Source organism: Nonomuraea sp. NPDC003727 (assembly GCF_053586935.1).
Map to the genome: position 1 here is coordinate 275,790 of NZ_JBSFNE010000011.1, position 13,398 is coordinate 289,187.

The window sequence follows — 13,398 nt, forward strand, 5'->3', positions numbered from 1 at the left end:
AGCCCGACCTTACGTGGTTCCTGATCCGCCGCCGACGGCGGCATCGCTCCCGGTGATGTTTTCTCCCCCGTCTTTCTCCTCCGAACCCTCGGGGAGCCGCAATTCCCCCACATCGTTGAGGGTGAGGAGAAAGGGGCGCAAGGGGGTGTAGCGAATGATCGTCACGGAGGCCGGATCAGCCGTTATGCGCTGAAACTGATCGAGGTGGAGGCCCAGAGCGTCGGCGACGATCGCCTTGATCACGTCGCCGTGCGTGCACACCAGGTAGACGCCTTTCTCCCCCAGTCGCTCGTTCCAGTCACGTACCGCGGCCACCGCGCGGCGCTGGACGTCGGCCATCGCCTCCCCGCCGGGGAAGACCGCCGCGCTGGGGTGGTACTGCACGACCTGCCAGAGCGGCTCCTTGGCCAGCTCCGCCAGGGGGCGTCCGGTCCACTGTCCGTAGCCGCACTCGCCGAACCTGTCGTCGGTCCGCACCTCCAAGCCCCGGTCCTCGGCCACGGCCCGCGCGGTCTCCTGGCAGCGGTCGAGCGGGCTGGAGACGACGGCGTCCAGGCGCACCGCGGCCAGCCGTTCGGCCAGCGCCTTGGCCTGCGCGCCGCCGGCGTCGCTGAGATGGACGTCAGGAGTCCAGCCGGCGAGGACGGGACCGGTCAGAGCGGTGAGGCCGTGTCTGGCCAGGAGGACGGTCGCCATGAGACAAGTCTTGCAGGCGTCGATCACGTTTGTTCGCCCGGGCGAGCGGTAGCCTGGCCGGATTCCCTGCCCTGATCGACAGATGGGAGCGCCGGAGCTTCATGGAACAACGCTATGTCGGTCGGAGCGGCCTATCGGTGTCCCGTCTGGGCCTCGGCACGATGACCTGGGGCAGGGACACCGACGCCGAGGAGGCCGCGGCGCAGCTGCGCGCCTTCGCCGAGGCGGGCGGCAACCTGATCGACACGGCCGACGTCTACACCGGCGGCGACGCCGAGCGGCTGCTCGGGCGGCTGCTCAGGGACGCGGTGCCGCGTTCGGAGCTGGTCGTCTCCACCAAGGCCGTGCTCACCCCCGCAGGGCGGCGGCCGCGCGACGCCTCGCGGCGCCACCTCATCGCCGCCGTCGACGCCTCGCTGGCCCGGCTCGGCCTCGACTACGTCGACCTGTGGCAGCTGCACACCTACGACCCCGAGGTGCCGCTGGAGGAGACGCTGGGCGCCCTCGACGCGATCGTCTCCTCCGGCAGGGCGGTCTACGCAGGCGTGTGCGACTACTCCGGCTGGCAGCTGGCCGCGGCGGCGGTGACGCAGCGCGCGACGCCCGGCCGGATCCCGATCACCGCCGCGCAGGTGGAGTACTCCCTGCTGGCCCGCGACCCCGAGCGGGAGGTCCTGCCCGCGGCCGAGCACGTGGGCGCCGGGGTGCTGGCCTGGTCGCCACTGGGCAGAGGGGTGCTGACCGGCAAGTACCGCACCGGCATCCCCGCCGACTCCCGCGCCGCCACCCCGCACTTCGCCGACTTCGTCCGCCCCTACCTGGACGAGCGCTGCCGCAGGGTGGTCGAGTCGGTCACCACCGCCGCCGAGGGGCTCGGCGTCTCCCCCCTGGCGGTGGCCCTGTCGTGGGTGCGTGACCAGCCGGGCGTCTCGTCGGCGATCGTCGGCGCGCGCACCCACACCCAGCTGAAAGGCATCCTTCAGGCGGAGGACGTGGAACTGCCCCGCGAGATCCGCGAGGCGCTTGACGACGTCTCCTCCCTCGACTGACGGGCTCCGCCCGCGCGCGGCCGTGCGGGACATGCGCCGAGATGATCAACGTGAGTAGGCTGGGCCTGTCTTTCGCGCGTCCGGGTTCGTCGCATGTCCGGGCAGCCGAACGAGAGTCACCCTCGCGTATCACTACTCGATATCGAATCGTAACTTTGCGTGGAAAACGGCTTCGCCTCAACAAAGCTGTCCATCGGGAGAACGACACAGGAGGGGTAGATGGGCGCAGGACGCCACAGAACCACGGTCTCGGCCGGCCTCCTCGCGCTGGCGCTGGCCGCGCTTCCGATCGGCGCCGGCTCCGCGCAGGCCCAGGCGCGCGACTGCGAGCGCGGCGGCGGGTTGCTGTCCGGCGTGACCAGCGGGGTGTGCGACCTGGTCGACGGGGTGACCGACGTGGTCGACGGCGTCACGGGCAACTCGCTGTCGCCGGTGACCGAGACCGTCGACAGGACGACGGACACCGTCCTCGCCCCGGTGGGCGAGGTGGCGCCCACCGCCAAGCCCGCTCCCACCTCCACCCGCTCCCCCGGCACCCCGCGCGAGGAGCCCGGCGGGCAGCCGACCGGCCGCGGCGACGACCTGGTCTCCAGCACCCTGGAGGAGGTCTGCCTGCCGGTGCTGGCCTGCGAGGGTGAGGGCGTGCTGAGCCCCGTCGAACGGCCCGCGACCGAGCCGCCCGCCTCCGCCGAGCCCGCCGCGAGCCCTTCGCCCTCCCCCAGCGCCACGCCTGCCAGGCGGCGCAAGGACGCCGTGACGCCGCCCACCGAGGCAACGGTGCCGCCCATGAGCAGGCCGCAGCTCAGGACCACCCGTGAGGTCGTGCCGCCCGAGCCCGCGCCCGTCGACCCCGACGACCCGCGGGTGGAGCTGCTGTGGCCGGGGCCCTTCTCCGAGAAGCTGTCCGACCGCATCGGCGGCCAGGTGGTCCGGCCGAGCGAGCCCGAGTCCGACGTGCTCGGCACCACGCTGACGGCGGTGCTGCTGGCCTCGGCGGTGCTGGCGGCCAGGGTGATGCAGTCACGGCGGGGCCGCGAGGAGCGTCCCGAGTCGATCCCGTTCGAGCCGATGCGCGTCGGCGGCGGGCGCCACCGCCTGGCCTGACCCGGGGTCGGCGCCCTCCGGCGGGTGCCGTGGCCGCCCCGGGCCACTCGCGGTGCCGGCGGAGCTAGGCGCCCATGGCGTGGACGCCGCCGTCGACGTGGACGATCTCGCCGGTGGTGGCGGGGAACCAGTCGGACATCAGCGCCACGCACGCCTTGGCGGCCGCCTCGGTGTCGGCCAGGTCCCAGCCGAGCGGCGCCTTCTCCGGCCAGCTGTCCTCGAACTCCTTGAAGCCGGGGATCGACTTGGCGGCCATCGTGCGCAGCGGACCGGCGGCCACGAGGTTGACCCTGATGCCCTGCTTGCCGAGGTCGCGGGCCAGGTAGCGGTTGGCCGACTCCAGGCCCGCCTTGGCCACGCCCATCCAGTCGTAGACGGGCCACGCCTTGGTGGCGTCGAAGTCGAGGCCGACGACGGCGCCGCCCTCCTTCATCAGCGGCAGGCAGGCGACCGCGAGCGACTTGTAGGAGTAGGTGGAGATGTGGAGGGCCGTGGAGACGTCCTCCCACGTGGTGTTGAGGAAGTTGCCGCCGAGCGCGGTCTGCGGGGCGAAGCCGATGGAGTGGACGACGCCGTCGAGGCCGTCGACGTGCTCGCCGACGCGGGCGGCCAGGGTGTCGAGGTGCTCGTCGTTCTGGACGTCGAGCTCGATCACCGGCGGCGTCTGCGGGAGCCGCTTGGCGATGCGCTCGACGAGCGACAGGCGGCCGAAGCCGGTCAGCACGACCGTGGCGCCCTGCTCCTGGGCCAGCTTGGCCACGGAGAAGGCGATGGAGGCGTCGGTGAGGACGCCCGTGACGAGGATGCGCTTGCCTTCGAGGATGCCCATGATCAGTGCCCCATTCCGAGTCCGCCGTCGACGGGGATCACTGCCCCGGTGATGTAGGAGGCGTCGTCGCCGGCCAGGAAGCGGACGACACGCGCGACCTCCGCGGGGGACGCCTGGCGGCCCAGCGGGATGTTCTTGACGATCGCCTCGTGGTCGAGGTCGGCGGTCATGTCGGTCTGGACGAAGCCGGGGGCGACGACGTTGACCGTGATGCCGCGCGAGCCGTACTCGCGGGCGAGGGAGCGGCCGAAGCCGATCAGGCCCGCCTTGGAGGCGGCGTAGTTGGACTGGCCGGCCTGGCCGAGCATCGCGATGACCGAGGAGATGAGGATGATGCGGCCGCGCTTGAGCTTCATCATCGGCCTGATCGCGCGCTTGGCGACGCGGTAGGCGCCGGTGAGGTTGGCGTCGATGACGTCGGTGAAGGTGTCTTCCTTCATCATCGCCAGCAGGGTGTCCTTGGTGATGCCGGCGTTGGAGACGAGCACCTCGACCGGACCCTGCTCGGCCTCCACCTTGGCGAAGGCCGCGTCGACATCCTCCGCGCTGGTCACGTCGCAGCGGACGCCGAACAGGCCCTCGGGCGGCTCGCCCGATCGGTAGGTGACCGCGACGTTGTCGCCTGCCGCGGCGAGTTCGCGGGCGATCGCGAGGCCGATGCCGCGATTGCCGCCGGTGACGAGTACAGAGCGTGCCATGGCACCTGACGCTATCTCCTACCGGCCGGTATCCGCTTGTCCGGGTGGCACAAGATCACAGGGCTAGGATCGTTGACATGCGCCAGATCGATCCCGACTTCCTCGCCCTGCCGCTCAGGCAGCTCGCGGACGCCGCGCTCCAGCGCGCCCGCGACCTCGGCGCCTCCCACGCCGACTTCCGGCTCGAGCGCGTGCGCGCCGAGACGCTCGCCCTGTACGACGCCAGGCTCGAAGGGGCCATGGACGCCGACGACCTCGGCTACGCCGTACGGGTGGTCAAGGACGGCACGTGGGGCTTCGCGGCCGGCCTGGTGCTCACGCCCGAGGCGGCCGCCGAGGTGGCCGCGCAGGCCGTGGCGGTGGCCGAGGTGAGCGCCCCGATCAACAGGGAGCCCATCGAGCTGGCGCCCGAGCCGGTCCACGCCGATGTCACCTGGGTCTCCCCCTACGACATCGACCCGTTCTCGGTGCCGCAGAAGGAGAAGGTCGCGCTGCTGGCCGACTGGTCGGCCGGGCTGCTGAAGGGCGCCGACCACGTCAGCGCCCGGCTCCTGCAGGTCAAGGAGCAGAAGTTCTACGCCGACACCGCCGGCACGGTCACCACCCAGCAGCGGGTCAGGGTGCATCCCGAGCTGAACGCCATGAAGGCCGGCCCCGACGGCTTCGACGACATGTCGACGATCGCGCCGCCGGTCGGCCGCGGCTACGAGTACCTGACCGGCGGCTTCTACGACTGGCAGTCGGAGCTGGCCGCCCTTCCCGAGCTGCTGGCCGAGAAGCTGGCCGCGCCGTCGGTCGACGCCGGCGAGTACGACCTGGTGATCCACCCGTCGAACCTGTGGCTGACGATCCACGAGTCGATCGGCCACGCCACCGAGCTCGACCGGGCCCTCGGCTACGAGGCGGCCTACGCCGGCACCAGCTTCGCCACCTTCGACCAGCTCGGCTCGCTGGTGTACGGCTCGCCGGTGATGAACGTCACCGGCGACCGGACGGTCGAGCACGGCCTGTCGACGGTCGGCTACGACGACGAGGGGGTGGCCACCCGCGAGTTCGACATCGTCAGGGACGGCATCCTGGTCGGCTACCAGCTCGACCGCAGGATGGCGCTGATGAAGGGCCTCGGGGCGAGCAACGGCTGCGCCTTCGCCGACTCGCCCGGCCACATGCCGATCCAGCGCATGGCCAACGTCTCGCTGCGGCCCGAGCCCGACGGCCCCTCCACCGAGGAGCTGATCGGCCGCGTCGAGCGCGGCCTGTACATCGTCGGCGACAAGAGCTGGTCGATCGACATGCAGCGCTACAACTTCCAGTTCACCGGCCAGCGGGCCTTCCGCATCGAGCACGGCGCCGTCGTGGGCCAGGTCCGCGACTTCGCCTACCAGGCGACCACGACCGACTTCTGGGGCTCGATGGAGGCCCTGGGCGGGCCGCAGACCTACGTGCTCGGCGGCGCCTTCAACTGCGGCAAGGGCCAGCCGGGCCAGGTCGCCCCGGTCAGCCACGGCTGTCCCTCGGCGCTGTTCCGCCATGTCAGGATCCTCAACACCGTCCAGGAGGGTGGAAAGTGACGTCTCCTCAGGAAATGGTCGAGAGGGCGCTGGAGCTCTCCCAGGCCGACGACTGCGTCGTCATCGCGGACGAGGGGTCGACGGCCAACCTGCGTTTCGCGGGCAACACGCTGACCACCAACGGCGTGGCCAGGTCCGCCCAGCTGACCGTGATCTCGATCGTGGACGGGCGCGTCGGCGTGCTGTCGCGCGCGGCCGTACGGCCCGAGCAGCTGGCCGAGGTCGTGGCGGCGGCCGACGCGGCGGCGCGCGAGGCCCAGCCCGCCGAGGACGCCAGGCCGCTGGTCGAGGGCGCGGCGACGAGCGCCACCTGGGCCGACCCGGTGCGGCCCACCTCGATCGGCGTGTTCGGCGACTTCGCGCCCGCGCTCGGCGAGACGTTCACCGCGGCCGAGGCGGGCGGCAGGAAGCTGTACGGCTTCGCCGAGCACACCCTGACCTCCACCTTCCTCGGCTCCTCCACGGGGCTGCGGCTGCGCCACGACCAGCCGTCGGGCCGCCTGGAGCTGAACGCCAAGTCGGCCGACCTCAAGCGCTCGGCCTGGTCGGGGGTCGCCACCCGCGACTTCTCCGACGTCGACGTGGCCGGGCTCGACTCCTCGCTGGCCCAGCGCCTGGAGTGGGCCAAGAACCGGATCGACCTGCCGGCGGGCCGCTACGAGACGCTGCTGCCGCCGAGCGCGGTCGCCGACCTGATGATCTACCTGCTGTGGTCGTCGGGCGCCCGCGACGCCCTCGACGGCCGCACCGTCTTCTCCAGGCCGGGCGGCGGCACCCGCGTCGGCGAGCGGCTGTCGCCGCTGCCGGTCACGCTCACCAGCGATCCCCTCGCGCCGGGCATCGAGTGCGCGCCGTTCGTCACCGCCCACGCGTCCAGCCGCCGCAGCTCGGTCTTCGACAACGGCCTGCCGCTGGCGGCCACCGACTGGGTGAAGGACGGCACGCTGTCGGCGCTGCTGCAGACCCGCCACTCGGCCGAGCTGAGTGGCCTGCCCGTGACGCCCGCGGTCGACAACCTGATCATGCGCGGCGGCGACGGCGGCCGGACGCTGGAGGAGATGATCGCCTCCACCGCGCACGGGCTGCTGGTGACCTGCCTGTGGTACATCCGCGAGGTCGACCCGCAGACGCTGCTGCTGACCGGGCTCACCCGCGACGGCGTCTACCTGGTCGAGCACGGCGAGGTCGTCGGCGAGGTGAACAACTTCAGGTTCAACGAGAGCCCGGTCGACCTGCTCGGCCGTGTGAGCGAGATCGGCGAGAGCCGGCAGACGCTGCCGCGCGAGTGGAACGACTACTTCACCCGCACGGTCATGCCACCGGTGCGGGTGCCCGATTTCAACATGTCGACCGTCAGCCAGGCCAACTGAGCGCCGGCCCGCCCGGGGGGCTCACTCCTGCGGGCGGGCCAGCGACAGCGTGTGCACCTTGCCCCAGCGCTTGCCGGTGACCAGCCTGGCCGTTCCCGCCGCGAGGTCGTAGACGACCGACCAGCGGGTGTGGCCCTGGGCGACGCTCTTGAGCAGCTCGAGGCCGTCGGTCTTGGAGTCGATGGTTCTGGTCAGCCTGGTGTGGCGGTCGTCGGGCGTGCCGCTGACGACGCTCCAGTTGGTCAGCACGCGGTCCTCGACCACGTTCATCCTGCCCTTGCCGTACTCGACGACGGCCGAGTCGCCGCTTTTGTCGACGATCAGGTAGTGCACCTGGGGCCCGCCGGTGAAGTCGACGTTGTAGGTGCGCATCAGGGCCACTGCCTCCTTCACGGTGGCGGCCCGGTCGAGCAGCACCCGCATGATCCGCACGCTGCCGAGCGTGGGCCGGTCCGGCATGGGAGCGGGCAGCTCGGCGGTGGGCGTGGTGGCCAGGCCCACGGCCAGGCCCTTCTCGTTCATGCCGTCGAAGGGGGCCAGCACCGCGTGGCCGAGCCGCCGCCGCTGGACGGGGTCGGACAGGTCGGGGGCGGCGGACGAGCCGAGCAGGTAGGAGGCGTCGGCGATCGACAGGGAGGCGTAGCCGTCGGGCGGGTCGGCCCGCACGACGATCGCCGGGTTGGGGTCCCAGTCGAAGTTGCGGCCGAACTCGGTGCCGCGCAGGAACAGCGAGCACGCCCAGCCGTCGGCCTTGCGGGCGAGCTCGTCCTCGGTGAGCGGCGCCTCGGCGTCGTAGCCGCCGTCGAAGGTCATCTCGTACATGGGCAGGTCGTCGAGCTGCCTGATGCTGGCGGAGGTGCGGGCGATCTGGTCGGGCGTCTGGCGCAGGACGGGCGAGGACGTGGCCGCCCCCTTCTGCTCGCTCGGATGCTGGGCGCTCGGTGCGGGGGAGGCGGCCCGGCCGGTCACGGGAACGCTGGAACAGCCCGTCGCCAGCGGTACGGCCAGCGCCAGCGCGGCCACCAGCGAGCGGGCCCCGCGGCCGCTGTCACGGCCGGCCCTGACGCCGGTCCCGCGGCTGTGGTCGCGGGCGGCTGCCTGGCTGTCGTCGCGGACGGCTCCGTGACCCGCGCCCGGTAACGACCGCGAGCCGATGCGGAGGAGCGGTGCCATCACGTGATCCCTTCGCCGAGCCCTTTTGGTACCGCAGTGTGCCCCGCGAACCCGGCGAAGTCACGCCTCCCACGAAACGGTGACAGAGATCAGGCGTCCTCGAGCCGGAAGCCCACCTTCATGCCCACCTGGTAGTGGGCGATCTCCCCCTGGTCGATGTGTCCGCGGATCTCCGTCACCTCGAACCAGTCGAGGTGACGCAGCGTCTGCGAGGCCCTGCGGATGCCGTTGCGGATGGCGTCATCGAGGCTCTCCCCCGACGTGCCGACTATCTCGGTCACCCGATACGTTCGATCCGACATAGCTGCTCCTCCCTTACCTGAAAGCCATGATCGCATGACCAGCCGTACCGTTCATGGGGCTCATCGCGCCGGCGCCGTCCGAGGTCTACGGTGGAAGGTGTGAAGCGCTGGCGCCGCCAGAAGGACGTGCACAGGGTGACCGACGCCCGGCCGTCCCTGAGTGCGGACATCCACCGCCGGGAAAAGATCTACCTCATCCAGATGGGCATCCGGACGATCTGCCTGATCCTGGCGGTCGTGGTTCCTGTCCCGTGGCCGTACCGGCTGCTGTTCATCGCCGGGGCCGTCTTTTTGCCATACATAGCGGTTATAGGTGCCAATGAGCGGGGAAGAGATGCGCCGCCTCCGACCTTTTCCAACCCCTCCCATGACCAAGGCGAGATACCGCATCACCGACGCGAGATCGGGTCGTGACTAAGTCTTGACGCATCCCACGGGTAGTAGGTGTACGCTTTAGCCAAGCGCTCCGGTCCCCCGTCGGAGTGCTGGTGCCGGCGTTCCGGGCCCCCGTCGGAACGCCGATGAAGCGATGCCGGGTGGTTTGCCCCCGTAACCACCCGGCATCGCCCTTTTCTCCCCCAATTTCGTTGCGGCCCGCCAGTTGGATAGGCCTGCTTTCCCAAAATCGTTTGCCGGCGGGTTCACAGCAAATCTTCAGCTTGACCGGGATCTTCAGTCGTCGGTCAAGGTCTCTGTCGTGGCGCGTTCCCAGTTACGGGCCAGCGTCGTGATCCGTTCGACGGCGTCTTCCGGCGCGGTGCCCATGCCCTGGGCGAGGCCGAGCAGGTAGGCGGTGAGCGGGGCGGCGGGGCGGGCGACGCCGTGGGCGACCTCCTTGGTCAGCTCCAGGACGAGGTCCCTGTCGACCCGGGAAGGGTCGACGCCCAGTTCCTTGCAGGCCAGTGCGGTCCACTCGGCCAACACGTTCATCTGTGCCACCTTTCGAAGATCGTCCAATGTGTCGCAGTCGAGCCACGGGGTTCCCGGCAGGCGCAGCCGTACCGGGTCGAGGGGGGCCAGCAGGCCGTGCAGGGAGCGGCCCTGGTAGCCGGCGAGCGCCGCGCGCAGCGGCGCGGTGCGCCACGCCCCGGCCAGCCACTGCTCACGCCCCTCGTCGTCGACCAGCACCGCGCCCACCCTCTGCCGGCCCTGCGCGCGCCCCGGGTCCGGAGCGGCGGGGGCGCGGCCGGGTGCGGTGGCGGCCTGGAGGAGGGCGGTCACGCAGGCGGGTTCCATGAGCGGCAGGTCACCAGCCAGCAGCACCACCCACGGGGCCGCCACCAGGTCGAGGCCCGCCCGCAGCGCCGGCACAGGCCCGCCGCCCTCGGGCTCCTCGCGGGTGAACAGCGCGCCGGGCAGGTCGCGCGGCGGGCCCACCACCACGACGCGCTCCGCCTCCCGCACGGCGGCGGCGACCCGTTCGAGCAGCGTCCTGCCGCCGAGCCGCAGGCCCGGCTTGTCCCTGCCGCCCATCCGGCGCGCCGCGCCGCCCGCGAGAATGATCGCGTCATGCCCCATGTGCACACCGTACGGCGTCCGCCGGGGTGATCACACGGTCCCCGCCGGGGACCGTCAGGCGAAGGCCGCGTGGCCGGTCAGCGCCTTGCCCAGGACGAGGGCGTGGATCTCCGAGGTGCCCTCGTAGGTGAGCACCGACTCCAGGTTCACCGCGTGCCGGATCACCGGGTACTCCAGGGTGATGCCGCTGGCACCCAGGATGGTCCGGCACGTCCTGGCGATCTCCAGCGCCTCGCGCACGTTGTTGAGCTTGCCCGCGCTCACCTGCTCGGGGGTGATCGTGCCCGCCTCCTTCAGCCGTCCGAGGTGGACGGCGAGCAGCAGCCCCTTGCCCAGCTCGAGGGCCATGTCGGCGAGCTTGTCCTGGGTGAGCTGGAAGGCGGCCAGCGGCCTGGCGAAGACCTCCCGCTCGCCCGCGTAGGCCAGCGCCGTCTCCAGGCAGTCGAGCGCCGCCCCCATCGCGCCGAACACGATGCCGAACCTGGCCTCGTTCAGGCACCGCAGCGGTCCCGACAGGCCGCGGGCGCCCGGCAGCACGGCCTCGCGCGGCAGCCGTACCTCGTCGAGGACCAGTTCGCTGGTGACGCTCGCACGCAGGGACACCTTGTGCTTCAGGTCCCTGGTGGTGAAGCCGGGCGTGCCGGCGGGGACAAGGAAGCCGCGGATGCCCTCCTCGGTCTGCGCCCACACGACGGCCACGTCGGCGACCGAGCCGTTGGTGATCCACATCTTGGTGCCGTTCAGCACCCAGTCGCCGCCGTCGCGCTTGGCGCCGGCGCGCATGCGGGCCGGGTCGGAGCCGACGTCGGGCTCGGTCAGGCCGAAGCAGCCGATGCGCTCGCCCGCCGCCATGGCGGGCAGCCACGCGTTCTTCTGCTCCTCGCTGCCGTAGCGCCAGATGGCGTACATGGCGAGGGAGCCCTGGACCGACACCAGGCTGCGCAGGCCGGAGTCGGCGGCCTCGAGCTCCAGGCAGGCCAGGCCGTAGGAGACCGCGCCGAGACCCGGGCAGCCGTACCCTTCCAGGTGCATGCCGAGCAGCCCCAGTCCGCCGAACGTGCGGGCCAGCTCGCGCGCGGGGATGACGCCGTCCTCGAACCACTGGGTCAGGTGCGGGCGCAGCTCGCGGTCGCACAGGCGGCGGACCGTGCTCCTGATCTCGCGCTCCTCGTCGGTCAGCAGGCCGTCGACGGCGAACAGGGCGGTGGGGTGCATGGCGGAGCCTCCAGATTGGATCCAATATTGAATATCCAACATGGCACAGCATAGGCTGCCCTGCCTATGGAGACTTCAGGAGCGCTGTCCGGACTGCTGGTGGCCGACTTCAGCAGGGTGCTGGCCGGCCCGTACGCCACGATGCTGCTCGGCGACATGGGCGCCGACGTGGTGAAGGTGGAGCGGCCCGAGGGCGGCGACGACACCAGGGCATGGGGCCCGCCGTACGCCGACGGGCAGGCGACCTACTTCCTCGGCGTCAACCGCAACAAGCGCTCGATCGCCCTCGACCTGCGCGACCCGGACGACCTGGAGGTGGCGCGGGCGCTGGTGGCCAGGGCGGACGTGCTGGTGGAGAACTTCAGGCCGGGCACGATGGAGCGCATGGGGCTGGGCTACGAAGCGGTCCGCGAGCTCAACCCCGGCCTGGTCTACTGCTCGGTCACCGGGTTCGGCGCTGGCAAGGGGGCCGACCTGCCCGGCTACGACCTGGTCGTCCAGGCGGTCGGCGGGCTGATGAGCGTGACGGGCGAGCCCGAGGGCCAGGGCACCAAGACCGGCGTGGCGCTGGTCGACGTGATCACCGGGCTGCACGCGGCTTTCGGGATCCTGGCCGCGCTGCGCCACAGGGACCGGACGGGGCAGGGCCAGCGCGTCGAGGTGACGCTGCTGACCTCGCTGCTGTCGGCGCTGGCCAACCACGCCTCGGCCTACGCCGCGGCGGGCGTGGTGCCGCGCGCGATGGGCAACAGGCATCCCAGCATCGTGCCGTACGAGGTGTTCGAGGCCGCCGACCGGCCGATCGTCATCGCCGCCGGCAACGACCGGCAGTTCCGCGCGCTGTGCGCGGCGCTCGGCCGCGACGACCTGGCCGCCGACGCCCGCTACGCCACCAACGACGCCCGGGTGCGGGCCCGTGGCCTTCTGGTGCCCGAACTGTCGGCGGCGCTGGCCGGGCGGAGCGCCGACGAGTGGTTCGCGGCGCTCACCGCGGCGGGCGTGCCGTGCGGGCCCATCAACGACGTGGCCGGCGCCTTCGAGCTGGCCGCCTCGCTCGGGTTCGAGCCGGTGGTCGACGGGCAGGTGGCCAACCCGGTGGGACTCGGGGCCACGCCCGCCGCCTACCGGCTGCGGCCGCCCGCGCTCGGGCAGGACTCCGACTGGGTCCGTGAGATATTGGGGCGATGAGCCCGCTCGAGGAAGAACGCCGCCGGCCGCCCACGGCCCAGCAGTTCGTGCTCGGCGAGCTCCGCAGGGCCATCACCACGGGCAGGCTGCGCCCCGGCAGCCCGATCAGGCAGGACGCGCTGGCCGAGGAGTTCGACGTCAGCAGGGTGCCGCTGCGGGAGGCGCTGAAGACGCTCCATGGCGAGGGCCTGGTCACCTACCAGGCGCATCGCGGCTACTTCGTCGAGACGCTCTCGCTCGACGACCTGCGCGAGGTCTACCGCATCAGGGAACTGCTGGAGGAGGAGGCGGTACGGCGGGCCGTCCCCCGCCTGACCGCCGGCGATCTGGCGCGGCTCGAACGGGCGCAGGACGAGGTGGAGCGGGCCGCCGCCGCGGGCGACGTGCAGGAGATGGCGGCGGCCAACAGGGTCTTCCATCTGACGCTCTTCGAGTGCGCCGGGATGCCCCGGCTGGTGCGGCTGATCAGGACGCTGTGGGACGCCACCGACGCCTACCGGTCGATGTACTACGGCGACGGGGGCAACAGGGAGCGGGTCGTGAGCGAGCACCGCGCGGTGCTCGGCGCGCTGCGGGCCGCCGACGCCGACGCCGCGGTGCGCCTGCTCGACGAGCACCGCGCGCACGCGGTCGCCGCCCTGTCGGCGGTCCTCGACGGCTGACACCGGCGGCGGACACCGGCGGC

14 protein-coding genes are annotated in these 13,398 nt (G+C 71.9%); 7 read left to right on the plus strand and 7 right to left on the minus strand.

From position 1 onward, the window contains the following. Positions 1 to 9 precede the first annotated feature (9 nt). Positions 10 to 696, minus strand: a complete 687-nt coding sequence (locus ACWDLG_RS28360) for a histidine phosphatase family protein (protein WP_449925519.1) — start codon at positions 694 to 696, stop codon at positions 10 to 12. Positions 697 to 797: 101 nt separating this feature from the next. Here ACWDLG_RS28360 and ACWDLG_RS28365 point away from each other — a divergent pair, with 101 nt between their 5' ends. Together ACWDLG_RS28365 and ACWDLG_RS28370 are read left to right on the plus strand one after the other, a co-directional pair. Next, positions 798 to 1,745 (plus strand): aldo/keto reductase, encoded by a 948-nt coding sequence (locus ACWDLG_RS28365; RefSeq protein WP_354907036.1) that lies wholly within the window; start codon positions 798 to 800, stop codon positions 1,743 to 1,745. A gap of 219 nt (positions 1,746 to 1,964) precedes the next feature. Then, the gene (locus ACWDLG_RS28370; protein ID WP_449925522.1) at positions 1,965 to 2,849 is read left to right on the plus strand and encodes a hypothetical protein; all 885 of its coding nucleotides are present in this window, start codon (positions 1,965 to 1,967) and stop codon (positions 2,847 to 2,849) included. A 64-nt stretch (positions 2,850 to 2,913) separates the two neighbouring features. Here the strand turns inward: ACWDLG_RS28370 and fabI are convergent, their stop codons facing one another. Both fabI and fabG read right to left on the minus strand, forming a co-directional pair. After that, entirely contained in the window at positions 2,914 to 3,678 is a 765-nt protein-coding gene (gene fabI / locus ACWDLG_RS28375; protein ID WP_354907038.1) for an enoyl-ACP reductase FabI, read from the minus strand. A 2-nt stretch (positions 3,679 to 3,680) separates the two neighbouring features. Continuing rightward, positions 3,681 to 4,376, minus strand: a complete 696-nt coding sequence (gene fabG / locus ACWDLG_RS28380; protein ID WP_354907039.1) for a 3-oxoacyl-ACP reductase FabG — start codon at positions 4,374 to 4,376, stop codon at positions 3,681 to 3,683. 77 nt (positions 4,377 to 4,453) lie between these two features. On the opposite strand from fabG, the gene ACWDLG_RS28385 reads away from it, so the two are divergent. Together ACWDLG_RS28385 and ACWDLG_RS28390 are read left to right on the plus strand one after the other, a co-directional pair. Beyond that, positions 4,454 to 5,947 carry a TldD/PmbA family protein gene (locus ACWDLG_RS28385; RefSeq protein WP_449925526.1) on the plus strand — a complete coding sequence of 498 codons (1,494 nt, stop codon included), beginning with the start codon at positions 4,454 to 4,456 and terminating at the stop codon, positions 5,945 to 5,947. 14 nt (positions 5,948 to 5,961) lie between these two features. Then, positions 5,962 to 7,317 carry a metallopeptidase TldD-related protein gene (locus tag ACWDLG_RS28390; RefSeq protein ID WP_449925529.1) on the plus strand — a complete coding sequence of 452 codons (1,356 nt, stop codon included), beginning with the start codon at positions 5,962 to 5,964 and terminating at the stop codon, positions 7,315 to 7,317. Positions 7,318 to 7,338: 21 nt separating this feature from the next. Here the strand turns inward: ACWDLG_RS28390 and ACWDLG_RS28395 are convergent, their stop codons facing one another. Further along, positions 7,339 to 8,490, minus strand: a complete 1,152-nt coding sequence (locus ACWDLG_RS28395; RefSeq protein WP_449925532.1) for a linear amide C-N hydrolase — start codon at positions 8,488 to 8,490, stop codon at positions 7,339 to 7,341. Positions 8,491 to 8,579: 89 nt separating this feature from the next. Next, positions 8,580 to 8,792 (minus strand): dodecin, encoded by a 213-nt coding sequence (locus ACWDLG_RS28400; RefSeq protein WP_354907043.1) that lies wholly within the window; start codon positions 8,790 to 8,792, stop codon positions 8,580 to 8,582. A gap of 99 nt (positions 8,793 to 8,891) precedes the next feature. Here ACWDLG_RS28400 and ACWDLG_RS28405 point away from each other — a divergent pair, with 99 nt between their 5' ends. After that, the gene (locus ACWDLG_RS28405) at positions 8,892 to 9,206 is read left to right on the plus strand and encodes a DUF3099 domain-containing protein (RefSeq protein WP_354907044.1); all 315 of its coding nucleotides are present in this window, start codon (positions 8,892 to 8,894) and stop codon (positions 9,204 to 9,206) included. A gap of 258 nt (positions 9,207 to 9,464) precedes the next feature. Here ACWDLG_RS28405 and ACWDLG_RS28410 read toward each other — a convergent pair whose 3' ends face one another. Beyond that, a complete protein-coding gene (locus ACWDLG_RS28410) occupies positions 9,465 to 10,310 on the minus strand; it encodes an NTP transferase domain-containing protein (protein ID WP_449925536.1) in 846 nt (281 codons plus the stop codon). Between the two features lie 54 nt (positions 10,311 to 10,364). After that, positions 10,365 to 11,525 carry an acyl-CoA dehydrogenase family protein gene (locus ACWDLG_RS28415; protein WP_449925539.1) on the minus strand — a complete coding sequence of 387 codons (1,161 nt, stop codon included), beginning with the start codon at positions 11,523 to 11,525 and terminating at the stop codon, positions 10,365 to 10,367. 66 nt (positions 11,526 to 11,591) lie between these two features. Between ACWDLG_RS28415 and ACWDLG_RS28420 the strand changes: the two genes are divergently transcribed. Both ACWDLG_RS28420 and ACWDLG_RS28425 read left to right on the plus strand, forming a co-directional pair. Then, positions 11,592 to 12,713, plus strand: coding sequence for a CaiB/BaiF CoA transferase family protein (locus ACWDLG_RS28420; RefSeq protein WP_449925542.1), 1,122 nt, complete (start codon positions 11,592 to 11,594; stop codon positions 12,711 to 12,713). After that, a complete protein-coding gene (locus tag ACWDLG_RS28425; RefSeq protein WP_449925544.1) occupies positions 12,710 to 13,375 on the plus strand; it encodes a GntR family transcriptional regulator in 666 nt (221 codons plus the stop codon). The genes ACWDLG_RS28420 and ACWDLG_RS28425 overlap by 4 nt, the downstream gene beginning before the upstream one ends. Positions 13,376 to 13,398: the final 23 nt, after the last annotated feature.